19 protein-coding genes are annotated in these 21,359 nt (G+C 68.0%); 3 read left to right on the top strand and 16 right to left on the bottom strand.

Annotation, left to right across the window (positions count from 1 at the left end; translation table 11 throughout):
* Positions 1-824: 824 nt before the first annotated feature.
* Positions 825-1,472, bottom strand: a complete 648-nt coding sequence (locus TSB10P1A_RS10955; protein ID WP_244293076.1) for a hypothetical protein — start codon at positions 1,470-1,472, stop codon at positions 825-827.
* A gap of 141 nt (positions 1,473-1,613) precedes the next feature.
* Between TSB10P1A_RS10955 and trmFO the strand changes: the two genes are divergently transcribed.
* Positions 1,614-3,026: a methylenetetrahydrofolate--tRNA-(uracil(54)-C(5))-methyltransferase (FADH(2)-oxidizing) TrmFO gene (gene trmFO / locus TSB10P1A_RS10950; protein WP_186387962.1), complete on the top strand. Its 1,413-nt coding sequence runs from the start codon at positions 1,614-1,616 to the stop codon at positions 3,024-3,026.
* A 21-nt stretch (positions 3,027-3,047) separates the two neighbouring features.
* On the opposite strand, the gene TSB10P1A_RS10945 is transcribed toward trmFO, so the two are convergent.
* The 5 genes from TSB10P1A_RS10945 to yajC form a co-directional block, all read right to left on the bottom strand.
* Positions 3,048-3,926, bottom strand: a complete 879-nt coding sequence (locus tag TSB10P1A_RS10945; protein WP_371515091.1) for a phytoene/squalene synthase family protein — start codon at positions 3,924-3,926, stop codon at positions 3,048-3,050.
* Between the two features lie 72 nt (positions 3,927-3,998).
* Complete coding sequence (locus tag TSB10P1A_RS10940; RefSeq protein WP_186387961.1) at positions 3,999-4,397, bottom strand: Mth938-like domain-containing protein; 399 nt, start codon at positions 4,395-4,397, stop codon at positions 3,999-4,001.
* A 20-nt stretch (positions 4,398-4,417) separates the two neighbouring features.
* Positions 4,418-5,389, bottom strand: coding sequence for a protein translocase subunit SecF (gene secF / locus TSB10P1A_RS23735; RefSeq protein ID WP_186387960.1), 972 nt, complete (start codon positions 5,387-5,389; stop codon positions 4,418-4,420).
* A gap of 18 nt (positions 5,390-5,407) precedes the next feature.
* Entirely contained in the window at positions 5,408-7,018 is a 1,611-nt protein-coding gene (gene secD, locus TSB10P1A_RS23730; protein WP_186387959.1) for a protein translocase subunit SecD, read from the bottom strand.
* 76 nt (positions 7,019-7,094) lie between these two features.
* Positions 7,095-7,430 carry a preprotein translocase subunit YajC gene (yajC, locus tag TSB10P1A_RS10925; protein WP_186387958.1) on the bottom strand — a complete coding sequence of 112 codons (336 nt, stop codon included), beginning with the start codon at positions 7,428-7,430 and terminating at the stop codon, positions 7,095-7,097.
* Between the two features lie 254 nt (positions 7,431-7,684).
* Here yajC and TSB10P1A_RS10920 point away from each other — a divergent pair, with 254 nt between their 5' ends.
* Complete coding sequence (locus tag TSB10P1A_RS10920; protein WP_186387957.1) at positions 7,685-8,581, top strand: ATP-binding protein; 897 nt, start codon at positions 7,685-7,687, stop codon at positions 8,579-8,581.
* A gap of 18 nt (positions 8,582-8,599) precedes the next feature.
* Here TSB10P1A_RS10920 and TSB10P1A_RS10915 read toward each other — a convergent pair whose 3' ends face one another.
* The 5 genes from TSB10P1A_RS10915 to TSB10P1A_RS10895 all read right to left on the bottom strand — a co-directional run bounded on the left by TSB10P1A_RS10915 (position 8,600) and on the right by TSB10P1A_RS10895 (position 15,722).
* Entirely contained in the window at positions 8,600-9,133 is a 534-nt protein-coding gene (locus TSB10P1A_RS10915; RefSeq protein ID WP_186387956.1) for a DUF2155 domain-containing protein, read from the bottom strand.
* A 28-nt stretch (positions 9,134-9,161) separates the two neighbouring features.
* Positions 9,162-12,011 carry a valine--tRNA ligase gene (locus tag TSB10P1A_RS10910; RefSeq protein WP_186387955.1) on the bottom strand — a complete coding sequence of 950 codons (2,850 nt, stop codon included), beginning with the start codon at positions 12,009-12,011 and terminating at the stop codon, positions 9,162-9,164.
* Positions 12,012-12,154: 143 nt separating this feature from the next.
* Positions 12,155-12,691, bottom strand: a complete 537-nt coding sequence (locus TSB10P1A_RS10905; RefSeq protein ID WP_371515090.1) for a PopZ family protein — start codon at positions 12,689-12,691, stop codon at positions 12,155-12,157.
* A 397-nt stretch (positions 12,692-13,088) separates the two neighbouring features.
* Positions 13,089-14,471, bottom strand: a complete 1,383-nt coding sequence (locus tag TSB10P1A_RS10900; protein WP_371515089.1) for a TolC family outer membrane protein — start codon at positions 14,469-14,471, stop codon at positions 13,089-13,091.
* Positions 14,472-15,056: 585 nt separating this feature from the next.
* On the bottom strand, positions 15,057-15,722 hold the full coding sequence (locus tag TSB10P1A_RS10895) for a protein-L-isoaspartate O-methyltransferase (protein ID WP_186387953.1): 666 nt from the start codon (positions 15,720-15,722) through the stop codon (positions 15,057-15,059).
* A gap of 413 nt (positions 15,723-16,135) precedes the next feature.
* Here TSB10P1A_RS10895 and TSB10P1A_RS10890 point away from each other — a divergent pair, with 413 nt between their 5' ends.
* Entirely contained in the window at positions 16,136-16,477 is a 342-nt protein-coding gene (locus TSB10P1A_RS10890; protein WP_186387952.1) for a hypothetical protein, read from the top strand.
* Here TSB10P1A_RS10890 and TSB10P1A_RS10885 read toward each other — a convergent pair.
* The 5 genes from TSB10P1A_RS10885 to nuoN all read right to left on the bottom strand — a co-directional run bounded on the left by TSB10P1A_RS10885 (position 16,423) and on the right by nuoN (position 21,352).
* Positions 16,423-16,692, bottom strand: coding sequence for a DUF1467 family protein (locus TSB10P1A_RS10885; protein ID WP_186387951.1), 270 nt, complete (start codon positions 16,690-16,692; stop codon positions 16,423-16,425). The genes TSB10P1A_RS10890 and TSB10P1A_RS10885 overlap by 55 nt on opposite strands.
* Before the next feature lie 48 nt (positions 16,693-16,740).
* Entirely contained in the window at positions 16,741-17,145 is a 405-nt protein-coding gene (mce, locus tag TSB10P1A_RS10880) for a methylmalonyl-CoA epimerase (protein WP_186387950.1), read from the bottom strand.
* A gap of 91 nt (positions 17,146-17,236) precedes the next feature.
* Positions 17,237-18,919 (bottom strand): ribonuclease J, encoded by a 1,683-nt coding sequence (locus tag TSB10P1A_RS10875; protein ID WP_186387949.1) that lies wholly within the window; start codon positions 18,917-18,919, stop codon positions 17,237-17,239.
* A gap of 169 nt (positions 18,920-19,088) precedes the next feature.
* The gene (locus tag TSB10P1A_RS10870; protein ID WP_186387948.1) at positions 19,089-19,895 is read right to left on the bottom strand and encodes a biotin--[acetyl-CoA-carboxylase] ligase; all 807 of its coding nucleotides are present in this window, start codon (positions 19,893-19,895) and stop codon (positions 19,089-19,091) included.
* A 2-nt stretch (positions 19,896-19,897) separates the two neighbouring features.
* Positions 19,898-21,352 carry an NADH-quinone oxidoreductase subunit NuoN gene (nuoN, locus tag TSB10P1A_RS10865; RefSeq protein ID WP_186387947.1) on the bottom strand — a complete coding sequence of 485 codons (1,455 nt, stop codon included), beginning with the start codon at positions 21,350-21,352 and terminating at the stop codon, positions 19,898-19,900.
* Positions 21,353-21,359 lie beyond the last annotated feature (7 nt).

The raw sequence follows: 21,359 nt of genomic DNA, 5'->3' as shown, positions 1-21,359 counted from the left end.
AAACCGCGAATTTCGCGCGGGATGTCGGCGGGCGTCCGACTTCAACCCCCTGCCCGCAAAAATTTTGGGCTGCGCTTGCACAAAATGGTGACAAGGGGATAACGATGCGCTATGGTCCGTTCTCATAACAAGGCAAGAAGCCGCAAGGCTTACTTTGTCAAAAAACAGACATCGCGGTCTGAGTCTTGGGAGGAAGAGCCTTCTGGCGCGTCGTAACTGACTGCTGCCCGCCGAAACAGATCTTTTTTGCCTTTGGCGAACGAAGGTGTGATACGCGAAACCTAGTAAGCAAGGCCTTGTGCCTTGCTTTTTTCTTTTCTGCGGCCACGTTTGCTCGCGGAAGCTTGCCGACAACGCAGGCTTGGCCGGACAATATCCGGTTTCGCTTTCGAAAAATCGAAAGCCGGACATGCCGACTGCTTTGACGGTGCTTTGCCGGCGACAGCCCGCCTCCCCGGCTGCCGCGTCGCCCCGCTGCCGCCGTCCCACACTCCGAGGTCACCCCGGCCGCAGGCGAAGCCGGAGAGCCGGGGGCTATTCGTTGCCAGAGCGGCGGCGAGGACCCTCCGAACAGGCCTCCGGCACGGCCCGCAACGCCTCCCGCCTCACGCCCGCCGAGGGTGCCAATGGGTCCCGGCTCGGCGCTGCGCTTGGCCGGGATGACCTCCGAGGAGAAGGCCCGACCTCGCATCCCCTCAGCCGTCACACCGGGCAAGCGTAAGCGCGACCCGGTGCCCATTGGCTGCCAGAGCGGCGACGAGGACTGCCTTCGATGCCAACCACCTCTCAAAAGCCGCTTGCTAAAGGATGGGAGTCCCCCCGTCTCAGCCGGATGCGGCGAACCAGGCCTCCAGCGGCATGATCTCCGGCGCAATGCCGTTCGCATGCGGCCAGGAATCGACCGCGAAGGCCGCACCGCTCTTGGTCTCGCGCACCACGGCGGTGGCATGCGGATAGCGCCCGTCGAGGAAGAAGCCGCGCGCCACGGGGCTTGCGACCTTGTGATGGGCGAGATAGCCGGCGCGGGCCGCGACGCTCAGCACGCTGGTGGTGTTGGTCGCCTCGTCGATGCAGTCCATCTGCCCCGGCACGCCGGCATTGTGCAGGTCGAGGCCGCCGACATCCTTGTCCGAGCCGACCACCGGGCCGATGGTCCGCTCCGACCAGGCGATGGCCTCGGCGATCGCCGCGCGTTCGGCCTCCGGCGAGGCGCGCCCCTTCGCCAGGATCGCCTTGAGCCGGCGCATCTGCGCGGGCGTGAAATCGAACGGCGTCTTCAGCGCGCAGCCGAAGGCATGGCAGACATAGATGCGGGTGCCAGCCGGCGCGACGCCGTTGTGCTCGGCATACCAGCTTGCCGCCGGGCCGGCGGCCTGTCCGGCGCAGCCGGCCAGCAGCAGGCCGCCGAGGGCCAGCCAGACCTTGCCGCGCGGCGCGATGCGCCGCTCTCCCGCCCTTGCATCGCGAATCATGCACTCTCCCGGCCGTTGTCCCCTCTGTTATCCTCCCCGCGTTTGCCTGATGGAAGGGGACGCGCTAAGTCAGCGCCTTGAAACGGACACGCCCGGACGGCATCTGCCGCCGGGAACCACAAGCGCGGAGAGTGAAGCGAGATGCAGCCAGTACATGTGATCGGCGGCGGCCTTGCCGGCTCGGAGGCCGCCTGGCAGCTTGCCCGGCGCGGCGTGCCGGTGGTGCTGCACGAGATGCGCCCGGTGCGCGGCACCGACGCGCACAAGACGCAGGACCTTGCCGAACTGGTCTGCTCCAACTCCTTCCGCTCGGACGATGCCGAACAGAACGCTGTCGGCCTGCTGCATGCGGAGCTGCGCGACGCCGGCTCGCTGATCATGGCCAGCGCCGATGCGCATCAGGTGCCGGCCGGCGGGGCGCTCGCCGTCGACCGCGACGGCTTTGCCGCCGCCGTCACCGCGGCGCTGGAGGCGCATCCGCTGGTGACGATCCTGCGCGAGGAGATCGCCGGCCTGCCGCCGGCGGACTGGGACAGCGTCATCATCGCCACCGGGCCGCTGACCTCGCCCGCCCTGTCGCAGGCGATTCTCGAGGCGACCGGCGAGGATGCCCTCGCCTTCTTCGACGCCATCGCGCCGATCCTGCATTTCGACAGCGTCGACCTCGACACCTGCTGGTTCCAGTCGCGCTACGACAAGCCCGGCCCCGGCGGCTCGGGCAAGGATTATATCAACTGCCCGATGGACAAGGCGCAATACGAGGCCTTCATCGACGCCCTGATCGCCGCCCCCAAGACGGAGTTCAAGGAGTGGGAGGAGACGACGCCCTATTTCGACGGCTGCCTGCCGATCGAGGTGATGGCCGAGCGCGGCCGCGAGACCCTGCGCCACGGGCCGATGAAGCCGATGGGCCTGACCAACGCGCACAAGCCGGACGAGAAGCCCTATGCGGTGGTGCAACTGCGCCAGGACAATGCGCTCGGCACGCTCTACAACATCGTCGGCTTCCAGACCAAGCTGAAGCACGGGGCGCAGCTCGAGGTGTTCCGGATGATTCCGGGGCTCGAGGACGCGGTGTTCGCGCGGCTCGGCGGGCTGCATCGCAACACGTTCCTCAACTCGCCGAAGCTGCTCGACGGCACGCTGCGCCTCAAGGCGCGCCCCGAACTGCGCTTCGCCGGCCAGGTCACCGGCTGCGAGGGCTATGTCGAATCGGCCAGCGTCGGCTGCATGGCGGGCCTGTTCGCGGCGGCCGAGCGGCTGGGCGAAGCCTGCCCGCCGCCGCCGGAAACGACGGCGATGGGCGCGCTGCTCGGCCACATCACCGGCGGCCATATCCTGCGCGACGAGCCGGGCCCGCGCTCGTTCCAGCCGATGAACGTGAATTTCGGCCTGTTCCCGCCGATCGAGGCGCCGAAGACCGACGCGGACGGTCGTCGCCTCAAGGGCAAGGACAAGACACGCGCGAAGAAGCTCGCCATGACCGGCCGGGCGCGCGAGGATTTCGCTCGCTGGATCGCCGCCGCCGTGCCCATCCGCGACGCCGCCGAATAGGCGGGTGCGGCGCGCACCAGCTCAGCCGAGACTGTTGCGGCAGCCCTTGCAGGCGCGCCGCCAGGAGCGCCAGGTGATCCAGTGCTTGGCGAGCGGCGACAGGTCGACGACGGAGTTGAGCGGATCCTCGCTCCGCCGCTCGATGCGCGCGAGCAGCGGTCCGGTCAGGCAGACCGGCAGGAAGGCGGGGATCGCCTCGCGCGGCACGTCGCCGATGCGCCGGCGCAAGGCGTCGAGATGGCGGCGGGCGATGGCGACGAGATCGGCGACAGCGGCCTTCAGCGCCGGCGTCGTCTCGCCCGCGAAAATGCGCTCCCGGTCGACGCCATGGGCATCCAGCAGATCGGCCGGCAGATAGAGCTGGCGCCGGCGCGCATGCCAGGGCAGCGCGCGCAGCAGCCCGGTGATGGCATAGGCAACGCCCGCATGGCCGGCCGCCTCCGCCGTGCCCGGATCGCGCCCCCGGCACAGGACCATCGCGGCAAGCTGGATCAGCACCGAGGAGGTCTCGCCGGCATAGCCTTCCAGATCGCCGAGCGTCGGCATCGGGTCGTCGTAAAGGTCGAAGACGCGGGCATCGATCAGGTTGACGAAGGGCGCGAGCGGCAGGGCATTGGCGGCAATGGTCCGCCGGATCGCGCCGGCGACCGGATGCTGGTCGACATCGGCGCCCGCCGGCGCCTCCAGCGTGTCGCGCCACCACTGGAAGCGGATCTCGCCGGGCATCGGGTCGGAGACGATCTCGCGCGCCCGCGCGATCTCCATGTTGAAGGCATAGAGCGCGGCAAGCCCGTCCCGCGCCGCTCCACCGGTGTAGAGCAGCGACAGGTAGCGGTCGAAGTCGAGCTTGCGCACGAGCGAGAGGCAGTGATCCGCTCCCGTGCCGTCCCTGGTCATCATCCCGAGACACCTAGCGCGGCAAGCGCAAATGGGGAGGCCGGGCGCCCGCCGATGCGGGCAGAAACCGGCATCTCAGCCGACCGCGAGCAGGACGGCCGCAATGGCGCGGCCCTCCGAAAGAAGCACATTGTAGGTCCTGACTGCCGCGCCGGTGGACATCGGGTCGGCCATGATGCCGGCCTCGCGCGCCGCCGCCCGCAGATCGGCGGTCAGCGGCACGAGCTCCGCTCCGGTGCCGACCAGCAGCACCTCGATCTCCGCCGCCTCCTCGAACACCCGCTCCAGCGCCTGGCGGTCGAGCTGCTTCGGCGTCAGATCGGCAAAGCCGTAGATGCCGCTCGGCACGCACAGGATCGAGCCGCGATGCGACATGCCGGCAAAGCGGAAGCCTCCCTCGCCATAGGCCTCGATCGGCGCGCGGCCGGGAAAATGCGCGTTGCGGATCACGATCCCCTGACCACGGCCGGCCATTGCTGCGCGCCCCGAACCGCTCAGGCGGCGGCGGCGGAACCGCCGGCGGACGCCTTGCCCTCGCCCCCGTCCGGCGTATCCCCGTCCTCGCCGACGATGTTGGACGGACGCAGGTTGAGCAGGATCAGGAAGGGCGCGGCCAGGAAGATCGACGAATAGGTGCCGATCACCACGCCGAAGATCATCGCCAGGGTGAAGGACCGGATCACCTCGCCGCCGAAGAAGTAGAGCGCGCCGAGCGCCAGCAGCGTCGTCAGCGAGGTCATCACCGTGCGCGACAGCATCTCGTTGATCGAGCGGTCGAGCAGGTCCGGCAGCGGCTGCTTCTTGTATTTGCGCAGGTTCTCGCGCACCCGGTCATAGACGACGACCGTGTCGTTCAGCGAATAGCCGATGATCGTCAGGATCGCGGCGATGCTCGACAGCGAGAAGTCGAGCTGCAGCACCACGAACAGGCCTATGGTGACGACGATGTCGTTGATCGTCGTCAGGATCGCGCCGACGGCGAAATGCCACTCGAAGCGGAACCAGATGTAGAACAGGATGACGACCAGCGAGGCGACGACGGCGATCAGGCCGGCCTGGGCAAGCTCGCCCGAGACGCGCGGCCCCACCACCTCGACGCGGCGGAACTCGACGCTTTCGGCAAAGCTCTCGCGCACCAGCGACACCACCGCCTGCTGGGCAAGCTCGCCGCCTTCCGGCTGCTGCACGCGCACCAGCACCTCGTCCGGGCCGCCGAACTGCTGCACCTGGACGTCGCCGAGGTTGAGCGTGCCGAGTTGGGCGCGGATCGAGGCGACGTCCGCCGGCGATTCCATCGTCTTCATCTCGAACACGGTGCCGCCACGGAAGTCGATGCCGAAATTCAGCCCGACCGAGAAGAACAGCGCGATAGAGGCGAGGAACATCACCGCCGACAGCGGATAGGAAATGGTCCTGTACCGCATGAACTGGATGCGGGTGCCTTCCGGGATCAGTTTCAAGAGCATGGTCTTATCTCCCGGCGCTCAGAGCGTCAGTTTGCTCGGGCGCTTCCAGCGCACCCACAGCGACACGAGCAGGCGCGACACCGTGAAGGCCGAGAACACCGTCGTGAAGATGCCGATGGCCAGCGTCACCGCGAAGCCGCGGATCGGGCCGGAGCCGAGCTGGAACAGGATGAGCGCCGCGATGAGCGTCGTGATATTGGCGTCGAGGATGGTCCCGAGCGCCCGCGAATAGCCTGCGTCGATGGCACTGATCGCCGAGCGCCCGGCCCGCAACTCCTCGCGGATGCGCTCGAAGATCAGCACGTTGGCATCGACCGCCATGCCGACGGTGAGCACGATGCCGGCGATGCCGGGCAAGGTCAGCGTCGCCTGCAGCGTCGTCAGCGCCCCGAAGATCAGCAGGATGTTGGTCGCCAGCGCCAGATCGGCGATGACGCCGAAGCGGCCATAGGCCAGCACCATGAAGATCACCACCAGCGCGGCGGCGATCACCGCGGCGATACGGCCGGCATCGACCGAATCCTGGCCGAGGCCCGGACCGATCGAGCGCTCCTCGACGACGGAGAGCTTGGCCGGCAGCGCGCCGGCGCGCAGCAGCACCGCGAGGTCGTTGGCGCTTTCCACCGTGAAGCTGCCGGAGATCTGGCCCGAGCCGCCGGTGATCGGCTCGCGGATGACCGGCGCCGAGATCACCTCGTTGTCGAGGACGATGGCGAAGGGCCGCCCGACATTGCGCTGGGTGACGACCGAGAAGGTGCGCGCGCCCGAGGTGTTGAAGCGGAAGTTGACCACCGGCTCGTTGCTGCGCGAATCGAAGGAGACCTGCGCGTCGACGAGATCCTCGCCCGACAGCAGCGGCGCCTCTTCCAGCAGATAGGGATAGGGCGGATCGTCCATCGAATAGAGCACGATCGTCCCGGCCGGCGGCCGGCTCTGCAGCGCCTGCTCCGGCGACATCGACTGGTCGACCATGTGGAAGGTGAGCTGCGCCGTCTGGCCGATCAGCTCCTTCAGGCGCTGCGGATCGCCCTCGCCCGGCGCCTCCACCAGGATGCGGTCCTCGCCCTGGCGCTGGATGCTGGGCTCGGTCGTGCCGAATTCGTCGAGGCGCAGTCGAATCACCTCGATCGACTGCTGGACGATGGTACCGATGCGCTGCGCCAGGCCCTGCTCGGTATAGGCGAAGCGGACCAGCCCGTCATCGGCGACGGTCATCGAGAATTCGTTGACGGTCTGGCCGCCGAAGAGATTGGTGACCAGCGGGTTGGTCAGCTCGTTCAGCCGCGTGCGCGCGTCCTGTAGCCGCTCCAGATCGCGGATGCGCACCTGCACGCCCTCGCCCTGCACGCCAAGGCCGGTATAGCCGATGCGCGGCTCTTCCCGCAGCTTCTGGCGGATGTCGCCTTCCAGCGTCTTCAGCCGCTTCTGCACATAGTCGGTGCGGTCGACCTCGTAGAGCAGATAGGCGCCGCCCTGCAGGTCGAGACCCAGCACGATCTGGCGGGAGGGCAACCAGTCCGGCAACGCGCGCAAGGCCGCAGGCGACAGGAAGTTCGGCAGGGTGGTGATCGCCCCGGCGAGAATGACGAGGACGATCAGCGCGATCTTCCAGCGTGCGAAATAGAGCATGACGGTGCCGCTTCTGGTGTTCCGGCAGGCCGCCTGCTGGCGCCCCGCCGGACTGGGAAAGAGTTCGACCCTCGGGTCAGCCGTTGTCCTTGACGGGCTCGGACTTCGAGCGGACTTCCGTGATCATGCTGCGCACCGCGCGCACCTTCAGCCCCTCGGCGAGTTCGAGCTGCACCTCGCCCTCGTCCACCACCTTGGAGACCTTGCCGATCAGCCCGCCGGCGGTGACGACCGTGTCGCCGCGGCGCAGGTTCGCCACCAGCTCCTGGTGCTGCTTCATCCGCTGGCGCTGCGGCCGGATGATCAGGAAGTACATGATCACGAAGATCAGCACGAAGGGCAGCAGCGACATCAGCAGGTCGGGCGTGCCGGAGCCACCGGCTCCCTGGGCATAGGCGGGTGAAATCAGCATGTACATCTCCCTTGCCGCCCCGGAGGCCGCGCGCATTCGCGGACAATCCCCTAGGCTGGCGACTGAACGAAAGTCGCGCGGACTATACAAGTCGCGCCGGTCTTTGCAAGACGAACCGCGCGGTTCGCGGCCTGCTTCCGCCGGTGTTTCCCGGCTTTGGCGCGGCCCTGCCCCGTGCTAGGAAACTCCCCCGCACCTGCGCTGCCGGCCGTCTCGACCCGGCAGGCCCCATCACAAACACCAATGGCACAGATATGGATCCCGCTCAGCAGTACAAGACCCAGGTCGACGAACTCGCCAGCCGCCTCGACACGCTCATCGAGCTGATCTCGCGCGCGGTGCCGCCGGCCCGCCCCGCCCCCGACTTCGCCGCCGCCGACGCCTTCGTCTGGCAGGCCGACACGAGCTCCCTGGAGCCGGTGGAGAAGGTCAACCGGGTCGATATCGACCTGCTGCAGGGCGTCGACCGGGCCCGCGACCAGCTCGTCGACAACACGATGCGCTTCGCCAGCGGCTTTGCCGCCAACAACGTGCTGCTGTGGGGCGCGCGCGGCATGGGCAAGTCGTCGCTGGTCAAGGCGAGCCACGCCCATGTCAACGCCGAGCTGGCGAGCCGCGGCCTGCCCGACCGGCTGAAGCTGATCGAGATCCACCGCGAGGACATCGAGAGCCTGCCGGCCCTGATGAAGCTGGTGAAGGCCGGCGGCCACCGCACCATCGTCTTTTGCGACGATCTCAGCTTCGACAGCGGCGATGCCTCCTACAAGTCGCTGAAGGCCGCGCTCGACGGCGGCATCGAGGGCCGGCCCGAGACGGTGCTGTTCTACGCCACCTCCAACCGACGCCACCTGCTGCCGCGCGACATGATCGAGAACGAGCGCTCGACCGCGATCAATCCGAGCGAGGCGGTGGAGGAGAAAGTGTCGCTGTCGGATCGCTTCGGCCTGTGGCTCGGCTTCCACAAATGCAGCCAGGACGAGTTCCTGGCGATGATCGAGGGCTATGTCCGGCACTACGGCCTCGACTACGACCCCGCGAGCTTGCGCGCCGAGGCGCTGGAATGGGCGACGACCCGCGGCAGCCGCTCGGGCCGCGTCGCCTTCCAGTTCATCCAGGACCTCGCCGGCCGGCTGGGCCGCAGCCTCGCCTGACGGAGATCCGGCCCGCCCTCACATCGGCGGCTTGAGCCGGGGAAGCACCTCGCCGGGGCCGAGCTCCGGCTTGGTTCCGGCGAGCGGATCCTCGCCGGCCGCCGCTTCCGCCGAGATCGGCGGGCCGCTGTAATTGGCCGGCGGGGCAACGGTGGACGACTGCTTGCAGTCGGTCAGCCACACGTCATAGACCGCGTGCTCGACCGCGTGCAGGCCGGGGCTCGCCGCGAACATCCACCCGGTGAAGATCCGCCGCACCTCGTTGTTCAGCGTGATCTCGTCGACCTCGACGAAGGCGGTGGTCTGCGGCGCCTCGGTCTCGGGCCGGGTGTTGCACTGGCGCGGCGTCACCTGCAGCGCGCCGAACTGCACCGTCTCGCCGATATAGACGTCGAAGCTGATGATGCGGCCGGTGATCTTGTCGAGGCCGGAGAACACCGCCACCGGATTCTCGATCTTGTCGGCAGCAGCCGGCGACAGGCCCGCCACCAGCACCATCGCCGCGCCCGCCATACCGGGCAGAAGGCTCCGCAACTCCGCAGCCAGCTTCATCCGCACGTTCCCCGCTCAGCTTGCCCGATCACGCGTGCGACAGGTCGGCCAGCCGCTTGCGCGCCTCGACCACCTTGTCGCGCAACTCCACGAGTTCCGCCCGCTTTTCCTGTTCCGCGACGACGATCTCTTCCGGCGCCTTGGCGACGAAAGCCGGATTGCCGAGCTTCTTGTCGATCCGGGCGACCTCGCCGTCCAGCCTGGCTTCCTCCTTGGCAAGCCGGGCCGCCTCGGCACCAAGATCGATGAAATCGGCGAGAGGAAGGCAGAACACCGCCTCTCCACTGACAATCTGCACGGAGCCGCGCGGCGGCGCATCGGCGAGCGTGACGCTCTCGGCCCGCGCCAGCCGCAGGATCGCCGCCTCGTGGGTGGCAAGCCGCTGCCGCGTCACCTCGCTGGCGCCGGTGACGACCAGCGGCACACGGGCGCCGGCCGGCACGTTCATCTCCGCCCGCACCGAGCGGATCGAGGTGATGAGGTCGACCAGCCAGTTGATCTCGGCCGCCGACGTCTGGTCGCCGCCGGGCGACACCGGCCAGCGGGTGTGGACCAGCAGCCGCGCCCGCGCGGCCCCCGCCTCGCCCTCGCCTTCGACGGCGCGCGCCCACAACTCCTCGGTCATGAACGGCATGAACGGATGCAGCACCTTGAGGATCTCGTCGAGAACCCAGGCGGCGGTCGCCCGCGCCTCGTCCCGCGCCTCCGCGCTGCCCTCGCCGAAGATCGGCTTGGCCAGCTCCAGATACCAGTCGCAATAGGTGTTCCAGACGAAGCGATAGGCCGCGCCCGCCGCCTCGTTGAAGCGGAAGCCCTCCAGCGCCTCGGTGACCTCGGTGATGCAGCGCCCGGTCTCGGTGACGATCCAGCGGTTGACGGTCTCGCGCACCCCGGCCGGATCGAAGCCGGCGGGCCGCGTGCCGCCGTTCATCTCGACGAAGCGGGCGGCGTTCCACAGCTTGGTGACGAAGTTGCGATAGCCGGCAACGCGCCCGGTGGCGAGCTTGATGTCGCGCCCCTGCGCCGCCATCGCCGCCAGCGTGAAGCGCAGCGCGTCGGCGCCGTACTCGTCGATCAGCGCCAGCGGGTCGATGACGTTGCCCTTCGACTTCGACATCTTCTGGCCCTTCTCGTCGCGGACCAGGGCGTGGATATAGACCGTGTGGAAGGGCTCGGTCTTCATGTAGTGGTCGCCGAGCATCATCATCCGGGCGACCCAGAAGAAGATGATGTCGAAGCCGGTGATCAGGACGCTCGTCGGGTAGTAGTTGGCGAGCTCCGGCGTCTTGTCCGGCCAGCCGAGCGTCGAGAACGGCCACAGCGCCGAGGAGAACCAGGTGTCGAGCACGTCCTCGTCGCGGTAGAGCGCGACGGTGCCCTCCCCGCCGGCCTCCCAGCGGGCGAGCGCGGCCTCCATCTCGAGGATCTCGACGTCGCGGGCATAATGGGCGCGCGCGGCCGCCAGCGCCTCGTCCTCGCTGCGCTCGACGAAGATCTTGCCGTCCGGGCCGTACCAGGCCGGGATGCGGTGGCCCCACCAGAGCTGGCGCGAGATGCACCAGGGCTGGATGTTCTCCATCCACTCGTAATAGGTCTTGTCCCAGTTGCGCGGGACGAAATTGGTCCGCCCCTCGCGCACGCTGGCGATCGCCGGCTGGGCCAGCGTCTTGGCATCGACATACCACTGGTCGGTCAGGAGCGGCTCGATCGGCACGCCGCCGCGGTCGCCATGCGGCACCATGTGGGTGTGCGGCTCGACCCGGTCGAGCAGGCCGAGCTCCTCCATCCGCGCGACGAGACGCTTGCGCACGTCGAACCGGTCGCAGCCCTCATAGGCCGAGATCGTCTCGGAGAGCTCCGCGCTCTCGGCAACGCCCGCCAGGAACTCCGGATTCTCGGCGAGACGCACCTTCGCCTCGCGGTCGAGCACGGAGATCATCGGCAGGTCGTGCCGGCGGCCGACCTCGAAGTCGTTGAAATCATGCGCCGGGGTGATCTTGACCGCGCCCGAGCCCGCATCCGGATCGGCATAATCGTCGGCGACGATGGGGATGCGCCGGCCGACCAGCGGCAGCACCACATGCTTGCCGATCAGGCCCTTGTAGCGCGGATCCTCCGGGTTCACCGCGACCGCCGTATCGCCGAGCATCGTCTCGGGCCGGGTGGTGGCGACGGTGATGTAGTCGCGCGTCTCGAAGTCGGTCGCGTTGCCGTCCTCGTCCCATGCGACCGGCGCCTGGAACGTCTCGCCGCCGTCCAGGGAATAGCGGAAGTGCCAGAGATTGCCCTTGATCTCGATCTGCTCGACCTCAAGGTCGGAGATCGCGGTGAGCAGCTTCGGGTCCCAGTTGACCAGCCGCTTGTCCTTGTAGATCAGCCCTTCCCGGAAGAGGCCGACAAAGACCTCCAGCACGGCGCGGGACAGACCCTCGTCCATGGTGAAGCGCTCGCGCGACCAGTCGCAGGAGGCGCCCAGCCGCTTGAGCTGGTTGATGATCATGCCGCCGGATTCGGCCTTCCACTCCCACACCCGCTCGACGAAAGCCTCGCGGCCCATGTCGCGGCGGCCCGGCTGCTGCCGCTCGGCCAGTTGCCGCTCGACCACCATCTGCGTGGCGATGCCGGCATGGTCCATGCCCGGCTGCCACAGCACGTCGCGCCCGCGCATGCGCTCGAAACGGATGAGAATGTCCTGCAGCGTGTTGTTGAGCGCGTGGCCCATATGCAGGGAGCCGGTGACGTTGGGCGGCGGGATGACGATCGAATAGGACGCCGCGCCCGGCTCGGCGCCGGCCCCCGCCTTGAAGGCCTCCGCCTCGTCCCAGGTCCTGGCGATCCTGGGTTCGACTGTGGCAGCGTCATAGGTCTTGTCGAGCATCGGTTTTCCCGGGGATTTGTGAACTGATCGCGTGGTTACTCGCTGGCGCGCCGCCAAGTCAACACTCGCGCGGCGGCGGGCCGGCGGCGCAAACGAAAACGCCGCCCGGGGGGCGGCGCATCGAGCGGAAGAAGCGCGAGGCGTCAGCGCCCGCGCGAGACCCGCTCGATTTCCTGGCGTACGAGCCGCTCGACCAGCGGCGGCAGGTTCTCGTCCAGCCAGCCCTTCAGCATCGGGCGGAGCATCTCCTTGACCAGATCTTCCAGCGTGCGGGCATTGTTGGACAGGATCGTGCCGGCGAGATTGTGGAACGCCGCCTGAACCGCCTGGTTGGCATCCGGCGACAGAAGATCCTCGCCGGAGGGCTCGGCCGAAGCGCGCGGCGCGGGCCTCGGGGCCGGCTCGGGCTCGGGCGCCTGATCGACGAAGGCGACATCGCCGGCGATATCGTCGCCGGTGGCGAGTCCCTCGACGAGATCGAAACCGTCGGCATCGGCCTCCTCGACCGCCTGGTCCTCGGTCAGCTGCAGGACATCGTCGGCCGTATCCTCGTCCTCGGCCTCAGCCTCGGCCTCGGCGACGGCAGGTGCCTCGATTTCCACCTCGACCTCGTCGTCGCCGGCGGAATCAAACAGTTTGTCGAGATCGTCCTGGGACATTTCCTCGCCGGCAGCGGGCATGTCATTCTCCGGTTCGGCCCCCGCCTTCCCCCCTGCGGGTGTGTCTTCATCGGAAATGATCCGGCGAATGGACGCCAGGATTTCCTCCATTGAAGGTTCTTGAGCTTGACTGGCGTTGGCCATATCGATCCCCGCACTCGACAACGCTGAGCCCGGCCCCCGGGACCAAGCAACTCCTGATCGGCTCGCAGCCCTTGACGGAACTGCCGAGTCGATCACGAAAAACTATAACCTGTTAAACCGCGAGGGGAAACGGACGAGCGTGCCGCGCGGCCCCCGCTGCGAACCTGTGCGGGCCAACAATTCCCCGATTCGGCCGGCTTTGCACGAAAAACCGCCCCCGCGATGCGAGGGCGGCGTCCCGTTTCGCCTCATCCGGTCGACCGGCCGACGCCGGTCAGCGGCCGTCCGGGGTCGTCAGCCCGTACCAGCTATTGCGCACCTTCTTGTAATGCGCGGTCTCGTCATAGCGGGCAACGCCAAGGCCGATCTGGTCGGAGGTCAGCCGGCCGATCGACGAAATCAACGCATAGGCGGCGACCGTGCGGTTGCGCTGCGCGCTGATCAGGCTGACCCGGCTGTTGACCAGATCGAACTGCGCGTTCAGCACGTCGAGCGTCGTGCGCTGGCCGACGCGCTGCTCTTCGATCACGCCTTCGAGCGCGAGCTGGTTGGCCGCCACCGCGTCCTCGCCCGCCTGGATCGAGGCCTGGGCCGCCTGATACTGGCCCCAGGCCGAGACCACATTGGCACGGATCCGGTCGCGGGCGACATCGAGCTGGATCTGGGTCTGGCCGAGATCCTCCTTCGCCTGCCGCACGCGGGAGGAGACGGCGCCGCCCTGATAGAGCGGGATCGACACCCGGCCGAAGATGCTGGCGCTGTCGACCGTATCGGTCGTCGGCGAGGACGGCGGACGCCACTGCCGCTGCAGGTCGGCCTCGACCGTCACCGTCGGCAGCAACTCGCCCTCGATGGTCTTGACGCCGAAGGTGCCGGCATCGACCAGATGCTGCGCCGCGAGAATCGAAGGGTGATTGCTGTCGCTGAGTTTCAGCCCCTCGTCGAGCGTGCGCGGCAGGCGGCCATAGATCGAGGTGCGGGCGGACAGCGACTTGGGGTCGGAGCCGACCACCTGGCGATAGATGGCGCGGGCGCTGTTGACATTGGCCAGCGCCAGGTTGAGGTCGGACTGCGCCTCCGAATAGCGGGCGCGGGCCTGCGACACGTCGGTGCGGGTGCCCTCGCCCACTTCGAAGCGATCCTGCGCCGCGCGCACCTGTTCGGACAGGAAGGCAAGGCTGCTGCGCCGCAGCGAGACGATGGCGGTGGTGCTGATCACATCCATATAGGCGGTGGCCGCATCCAGCAGCACCGCCTGCTCGGTCGCCCGCAGGCTCTCGCGCTCGGCCCGCACCACGGCCTCGGCCTGGCGAACCGAATTCACCGTGCGGAAGCCGCGAAACAGCGCCTGCGACAGCGATATGCCGGCCGATGCGGTGTTCCTGTAGCGCGAGCCGCCCGGATCGGTGTGGGAATATTGCGAGCCGACGTCGATCCGGCCGAAGATCTGCGGCCGCCAACCGGACAGTGCCTGCGGCACCGACTCATTGACCGAACGCAGCGCCGCCCGCGCCGCGTTCAGTGTCGGATTGTCGGAATAAGCCTGCGCCAGCGCCTGGTCGATCGACTGCGCCTGCGCCGTCGCGGGAACGCCAGCGACTGCCGCCGCAAGCGCGGCCGCGAAGAGCCATGAACCCGTCCGCTTCACCTTGAACACCCCTGTACAACTCCGGAGCGGCCGCACCGGCACCAGTGCCGACGGCCGACTTCTGTTTGACGCCGGTTCCGCGATCCCTGCTCGCGGCCCATATGCCTCTGCCTGTCGGGATCCGCGACGTTCCGGCCCCATGGGCCTGCGTCGCTTATCGATCCCCGTTCGTTGCGGCCGCTGGTGTTCCGGCCTCAGTCATCTTCTGTTGTTGTTCTTGTTTTTATTGCCGTTTCTGTCGTCGGCCGTCGTGCCGCCGTCGCTTCCGGTCCTGCACCCGTCAGCCCCTCCCGCAGCAGGCGAGCCAAGGCAGACCGATCATCTGACCTTTCGCGCCAGTCGTCAGTCGGATGTGTACTGTTATCTCCAGTCCGGCGCGACACAACCGCCGAAAAGTAACGAAAGGCGCATTCGCGGCCGAATGCGACCTCTTGGCAACACATGTGCCGGAAAATCACGCAGGGGCAAGGGAAAAGGGGGCAAGGGAAAAGGCGGCAAGGGAAAAGGCGGCAAGGGAAAGCTGCAAACGAAAAGGCCGCGCGGACATCCGTCCGGCGCGGCCTCAGACTGCTCGCGAAGGTCGGTAGAACCCCGTCAGAACACGAAAGTCTTCTCCCGCGCGAAGCCGGGCAGCAGCCGGGCCGAGGCATTGAAGGCGAAGCGCCCGGAAACCGCATCGCCGGAGCGGACATGGAGCTCGGCCTGGCCCGCGCCGCCAAGGCCGCGCACCGCCACCAGCCGGCCGCCATCCTTGAGCTGCGCCGTCAGCGCCTCCGGCAGCACCTCGATGGCGCCGTCGACGAAGATCACGTCATAGGGCCCCTCGGAAGCGCCGCCCTTGACGAGGTCGCCCTCGATCACCGCGGCGTTCTCGATCCCGAGTTCGACCAGCAGTTCGGACGCGGCCGCCGCGACCGCGCCGTCCGATTCGAGGCCGACCACGGAGCCCGCCAGTTGCGCGAAGACCGCGACGCTGTAGCCGGTGCCGCAGCCGACGCACAACACGACTTCGCCAGGCTGGACGGCGGCGAGCTGCACCAGCTTGCCGAAGACATGCGGCTTCATCAGGTAGCGGCTTGCGCTCCCCTCGCCGGCAACGAGGACGTCCTGGTCGCTATAGGCGATGCAGCGCCGGGAGGCCGGCACGAAGCGTTCGCGCGGCACGCTCTCCATGGCGTCAAGAACCCGCAGGTCGGTGACGTCGTTGGTCCGTAGCTGGTTGTCCACCATATGGGTGCGGACCTGCTCGTAATCGCCCATTGCACGCCTCTTCGCATTGTCGGGCCGGCCCGCTTGCGGCACGCCAGCGGCCTCAACGCCCGTATCGCCGAGCCCGGAACTCCTCATGCGGTTCCTTACCGGGGTCCGGCGCGCCTGACAAGCCGCACGCGCGCCGCAGTCCGCCTTCCTCGTCCCCCGCGTCATAACGATGCGATCACGCCCTGCAACCGAAGATAGAAAATAGACAAGCCGGCGCACCGATCTCCGCAACACCCCCGCGGTATCGGCCGTCGAACATCGATATTCGAGGGCAAGAACAGGGCTCGAACTGAGAGCCTCGACAGTCAGGGCCCCGACAGTCAGGGCGCAGGCAGTCAGGGCGCGGAAAGGCAGCCGGTTCGCGGACCGGTTTCGCCTTACCCCTGGAGTCGCCGCCCCGAGGGAGCGCGTCAATGCTGTTTGGGGATCCGCACGACAAGACGCCCGCGCAGTCGGGCTGGTCGATCGACTGGCGTTTCGACCAGTTGCTGTTGAAGCTGGGGCGCCACGACCAGATCCGGCTCGCCAAGGGACTGGCCGCGCGCAGATTCGGCAACCGCGACCTCGCCCGCCTGACCCGCGAGCAGAAGGCCCTGCTGATTCCGGACTGCGAACGCGAACTCGTCGTCGCCATCGCGCTGAAGAGCCGCCGGCCCTATGGCCGGGATGGCCGCCTGCCGCGCCAGCGCCCGCGCCGCCGTCACCGGCTGCTTGGCGGCTTGAACGGAAGATCGTCCAGCGTCATGCCGGAATAGACCTTCAGCCAGTAGAAGGCGGCGAAGACCACCGCCGCCACGGCGGTGGTGATCAAGGCCTTGCGCAGAAGCTGCGGCCGCATCGGAGCGCTGGACACGGTGCCCGGCGACACCTCTCCGGCCTCCTCCTGCGTCACCACGCCGATCGGCAGGATCGCGAAGAGGATGATCCACCAGATGACGAAATAGATCGCGAGCGAGGATACCAGAGACACCGTCTTGCCTTTTCGAAGATCTGTTGCCGTCGCGGCGCCGGCCGGTCGTCAGACCTGCTCCAGCTCCACCAGCGTACCATTGAAATCCTTCGGATGCAGGAACAGCACCGGCTTGCCATGGGCGCCGATCTTCGGCTCGCCCGTGCCGAGCACCCGCGCCCCCTTTTCCACCAGCCGGTCGCGGGCGGCGAGAATGTCCTCCACCTCGTAGCAGACATGATGGATGCCGCCGGAGGGGTTGCGCTCCAGGAAGGCATTAATCGGCGAGTTGTCGCCGAGCGCTGCCAGCAGCTCGATCTTGGTGTTGGGCAGTTCGATGAACACCACCGTCACGCCGTGGTCCGGCTCGGCCTGCGGCTGCGACACCCGCGCGCCCAGCGTGTCGCGATAGGTGGCGGTCGCCGCCGCAAGGTCCGGCACGGCGATGGCCACATGGTTCAGGCGTCCGATCATCAGCTTCCCTCCACGACAGACGAGCGCCGGCCAACCGGCCGGCTGCGTCACTCATGACGCATGGCGGGCGCGCCCGCCACCCGTCAATTGGTCACACGCGCTGAACCAGCGCCTCGGTCAGCGGCTTCTTGCCCCAGCAGTCGCGCACCGCCGCGCGCGCCGCCCGCCGCGCCGCCTCGGCGACGAGATCGTCGTCCTTGCGCCGGTTCTTCGGAATGCTGTCCAGCGCCGACATCACCTCGTCGATGACGATGTCCTCAAGGTCGTCGCCGTCGCGGTCGGTCTCCGGCAGGCCGAACAGCGACACCATCGGCTCGCCGATCAGCGTGCCCTTGGCATCGATCACGACGCAGACGGTGACGGCGCCGGCGAAGGACAGCTTGCGCCGCTCGTTGACGCCCATCTCCTCCGGGTCGCCATAGAGCAGCCCGTCCTTGACCGTGATGCCGGTCGGCACCTCGTCCACCACCGTCAGCTTGCCCGGCGCCAGCCGGACAATGTCGCCGTTGCGGGCGATCAGCGTGTTCTTGATGCCGTGGCGCAACGCCAGGTCCCGGTGCGCCTTCAGGTGCACCGCCTCGCCATGGGCGGGAATCAGCGCCTTCGGCTTGACCAGGTCGTAGAGCTGGACCAGTTCGTCCTGGCGCGGATGGCCGGACACATGGACGAGCGCGTCGCGGTCGGTGACGATCTCCACCTCCGCCTCGGCCAGCCGGTTGGCGATCGCCCCCACCGCCTTCTCGTTGCCGGGGATCGTGCGCGAGGAGAAGATCACCGTGTCGCCCTTCGACAGCGCCACGTTGCGATGGTCGCCGGCGGCGATGCGGGCAAGCGCTGCCCGCTCCTCGCCCTGGCTGCCGGTCAGCAGCAGCACCACCCGCTCCGGCGGCAGGTAGCCATAGGCATCTTCCGAGAGAAAGGCTGGCAGGTCGTCGAGATAGCCGAGTTCGCGCGAGACCTCGATGGTCCTATGCATCGAGCGGCCCATCACGACGACGTCCCGCTCGGCCGCCTTCGCGGCGAGTGCCACCGAGCGGATGCGCGCGACGTTCGAGGCAAAGGTGGTCACCGCGACGCGGCGCTTGGCCTTGCGGATCACCCTGGCGAGGTCCTTGGCGACATCCGCCTCGCTCGGGCTCGATCCCTCGCGCGGCGCATTGGTGCTGTCGCAGATCAGTGCGACGACGCCCTCGCGGCCGATCTCGGCGAGCCGCTCGGTATCGATCGGCTTGCCGATGCCCGGTGTCGGGTCGATCTTCCAGTCGCCCGAATGCAGCACCGTGCCGGCCGGGCTGCGGATCGCCAGCGCGCAGGGCTCAGGGATCGAGTGCGACATGGCGACGAACTCGACCTCGAACGGGCCGATCTCCACCCGCGCGCCCTGCTCCACCACCGTCACCGGGATCTTGCCGGCGCCCGGCTCGCTTGCCGCCTTCGCCTCCAGCAGAGCCGCCGTGAAGGCGGTCATGTAGAGCGGCGCCTTCAGCCGCGGCCACAGATGCACGATGGCGCCGTAATGGTCCTCATGCGCGTGGGTGATGACGATGCCGTCGAGCCGGTCGAGCTCTTCCTCGATGAAGCGGATGTCCGGCACGACGATGTCGACGCCGGGAAGGTCCGGCCCGGCAAAGGTGACGCCGCAGTCGACCATCAGCCAGCGGCGATCATGGGCCGGCCCGAAGCCGTAAAGCGCCATGTTCATGCCGATCTCGCCGAGACCGCCGAGCGCGACAAAAACGAGTTCGTTGGGGTCTGCCGCCTTTTTGGCCGCCATTCCATACTCCTGTCCAGACCGGACAGGCAGCCGTCATCCTTGCGGATCCGCGCCTGCCGCCGGTCTTCCAAAATGCCGATATGGACCATCCGCCGGATGCGGACAGCCTGGTCTCGCGGGACAGTTCACCGGCAGGGCTTCCGCGACAGGCCCGCCTGCAATCTCGTCGTCAGCCGGCCGTTCTGCCGGCGGCGGAGGTGCGAAGCGCCGCGCCATCGAAGAAGACGTCGCCGGCGGCGATCGTCTGCCTCGTGTCGCCGGCTTCCAGCACCAGCCGCCCGTCCGGGTCGAGCCCGGCGAAAATCCCGTTGAGCTCCCGGTCCTCCAGCCGCACCCGGATCGGCGCGCCGATGCCGACAGCCCGGCGGCGCCAGTCGTCGAGGCACAGCGAGAACGGCTCCTCGCGCCAGCGCATCATGTAGCGCTCGACGCTCGCCGCGAGCGCGGCGAAGGCCCGCTCGAGGCGGACCGGAAAGCCGAGCCCGGCAAGGTTCGCCGCCTTGTAGTCCGGCAGCTCCGGATGATGCGCAAGGTTGAGCCCGAAGCCGCATACCACCGCACGCCGCCCGTCCGCAAGCAGTGTCGCCTCAAGCAGGATGCCGGAGATCTTGGCCCCGTCCACCAAAAGGTCGTTCGGCCACTTCAGCCGGACCAGCCCATAGGAGCCGGTCATCGCGTCGACCGCGTCGGCAAGCGCCAGCGCTGCGACCAGCGGAAACTGGCCGATGCGCTCCGCCGGCATCGGATCGATGGTCAGCAGCGAGGCATAGAGATTGCCCGGCTCGGACACCCAGGGCCGCGCCCGCCGGCCCCGGCCCGAGGTCTGGCGGCCGGCAAGGACCCAGAGGTTTCCCGGATCGCCCTCGCCTGCCGCGGCCAGGGCCGCGCTGTTGGTCGACCCAAGCTCCGCATGGGCGGCAACGCGGTATCCCGCGACGCCGGCAACCTCGCGAACCCGGCCGTCGAAGGCGAGCATGCTCAGAACAGCGTCCCCGCCGCCGCGCCGACCATCTCCACCACCGGTCCGGCAAAGACGATGAACAGCACCACGAAGGCGGTCGACAGGCCGAGGGTGAACTTCAGCTCCACCGGCATCGGCAGGAACTGGCGCGCCGGCTCGTCGAAGAACATCACCTTGAAGATGCGCAGGTAGTAATAGGCACCCACCACCGAGGCGAGAACACCGATCACCGCCAGCGGATAGAGCCCCGCCTCGACCGCCGCCAGGAACACGTAGAACTTGGCGAAGAAGCCGATGAACGGCGGAATGCCGGCCAGCGAGAACATCAGGATGCCGAGCAGCACCGCCATCGGCAGGTTGGTGCGCGACAGGCCGGCAAGGTCGGAAATCTCCTCGACCATGCCCTCCTTGCGCCGCATCGACAGGATGCAGGCGAAGGCGCCGAGCGTCATCACCAGATAGGCGGTCATGTAGATCATGACACCCTCGACGCCGGCCCGCGATCCGGCGGCAAGGCCGACCAGCGCGAAGCCCATATGGCTGATCGAGGAATAGGCCATCAGCCGCTTGATATTCTTCTGGCCGATCGCGGCGAAGGCGCCGAGCGCCATCGAGGCGATGGAGATGAAGACGACGATCTGCTGCCAGTCGCGGGTCACCGGCTCGAACGCCTCGATGACGACGCGGGTCAGGAGGCCCATGGCGGCGATCTTCGGCGCCGCCGCGAAGAAGGCGGTGACCGGCGTCGGCGCGCCCTCGTAGACGTCCGGCGTCCACATGTGGAACGGCACCGCCGAGATCTTGAAGGCAAGGCCGGCCAGGATGAAGACGAGGCCGAAGATCAGGCCGAGCGAGGAGCCGCCCTGCGCTGCGATGGCCGCGGCGATGGCGGCAAAGCCGGTCTGGCCGGTGAAGCCGTAGACCAGCGACATGCCGTAGAGCAGCATGCCGGAGGAGACCGAGCCGAGGACGAAATATTTCAGGCCCGCCTCGGTGGAGCGGACGCTGTCGCGGTTGAAGGCGGCGATCACATAGAGCGCCAGCGACGACAGTTCGAGGCCGAGATAGAGCGTGATCAGGTCGTTGGCCGACAGCATCAGCATCATGCCGAGCGTCGACAGCACGATCAGCACCGGATACTCGAAGCGCTCGAAATTCTCGTTGCGGGCGAAGGCCACCGACATGGCGATGGCGAAGCCCGAGCCGACCAGCGTCAGCAGCTTGAGATAGCGGGCGAAGCCGTCCAGCACGAAGGCGCCGTGGAAGGTGGTCGTCGCGGTGATGCCGAACTGCGCGGGCAGCAGCAGCGGCAGCGCCGCCACCGCCAGCAGCGCCACCGACAGCGCGGTCACGTAAGGCGTGATCCTGCGGCCACCGAACACGCCGATCATCAAGAGCGCCAGCGCACCTGCGGCGAGGAACAGCTCCGGCAGCGCGGGCGACAGATCCGGGAGTTGGGAATAGGCGGTCATGGCGTCT

Source organism: Stappia sp. TSB10P1A (genome assembly GCF_900185725.1).
In the GTDB taxonomy this organism is placed as follows: Bacteria; Pseudomonadota; Alphaproteobacteria; order Rhizobiales; family Stappiaceae; genus Stappia.
This window is presented reverse-complemented; position numbering and strand designations above follow the sequence as displayed.

Bases quoted from the DNA above. Each gene is read 5' to 3' on its own strand.
- mce (WP_186387950.1), bottom strand. From the start codon at position 17,145: ATGATCGGACGCCTGAACCATGTGGCCATCGCCGTGCCGGACCTTGCG.
- TSB10P1A_RS10895 (WP_186387953.1), bottom strand. From the start codon at position 15,722: ATGGGCGATTACGAGCAGGTCCGCACCCATATGGTGGACAACCAGCTA.
- TSB10P1A_RS10915 (WP_186387956.1), bottom strand. From the start codon at position 9,133: ATGAAGCTGGCTGCGGAGTTGCGGAGCCTTCTGCCCGGTATGGCGGGC.
- nuoN (WP_186387947.1), bottom strand. From the start codon at position 21,352: ATGACCGCCTATTCCCAACTCCCGGATCTGTCGCCCGCGCTGCCGGAG.
- TSB10P1A_RS10940 (WP_186387961.1), bottom strand. From the start codon at position 4,397: ATGGCCGGCCGTGGTCAGGGGATCGTGATCCGCAACGCGCATTTTCCC.
- yajC (WP_186387958.1), bottom strand. From the start codon at position 7,430: ATGCTGATTTCACCCGCCTATGCCCAGGGAGCCGGTGGCTCCGGCACG.
- TSB10P1A_RS10870 (WP_186387948.1), bottom strand. From the start codon at position 19,895: ATGCTCGCCTTCGACGGCCGGGTTCGCGAGGTTGCCGGCGTCGCGGGA.
- secD (WP_186387959.1), bottom strand. From the start codon at position 7,018: ATGCTCTATTTCGCACGCTGGAAGATCGCGCTGATCGTCCTCGTCATT.
- TSB10P1A_RS10945 (WP_371515091.1), bottom strand. From the start codon at position 3,926: ATGATGACCAGGGACGGCACGGGAGCGGATCACTGCCTCTCGCTCGTG.
- TSB10P1A_RS10955 (WP_244293076.1), bottom strand. From the start codon at position 1,472: ATGATTCGCGATGCAAGGGCGGGAGAGCGGCGCATCGCGCCGCGCGGC.
- TSB10P1A_RS10905 (WP_371515090.1), bottom strand. From the start codon at position 12,691: ATGCCCGCTGCCGGCGAGGAAATGTCCCAGGACGATCTCGACAAACTG.
- trmFO (WP_186387962.1), top strand. From the start codon at position 1,614: ATGCAGCCAGTACATGTGATCGGCGGCGGCCTTGCCGGCTCGGAGGCC.
- TSB10P1A_RS10910 (WP_186387955.1), bottom strand. From the start codon at position 12,011: ATGCTCGACAAGACCTATGACGCTGCCACAGTCGAACCCAGGATCGCC.
- secF (WP_186387960.1), bottom strand. From the start codon at position 5,389: ATGCTCTTGAAACTGATCCCGGAAGGCACCCGCATCCAGTTCATGCGG.
- TSB10P1A_RS10920 (WP_186387957.1), top strand. From the start codon at position 7,685: ATGGATCCCGCTCAGCAGTACAAGACCCAGGTCGACGAACTCGCCAGC.
- TSB10P1A_RS10875 (WP_186387949.1), bottom strand. From the start codon at position 18,919: ATGGCGGCCAAAAAGGCGGCAGACCCCAACGAACTCGTTTTTGTCGCG.
- TSB10P1A_RS10890 (WP_186387952.1), top strand. From the start codon at position 16,136: ATGCTGTTTGGGGATCCGCACGACAAGACGCCCGCGCAGTCGGGCTGG.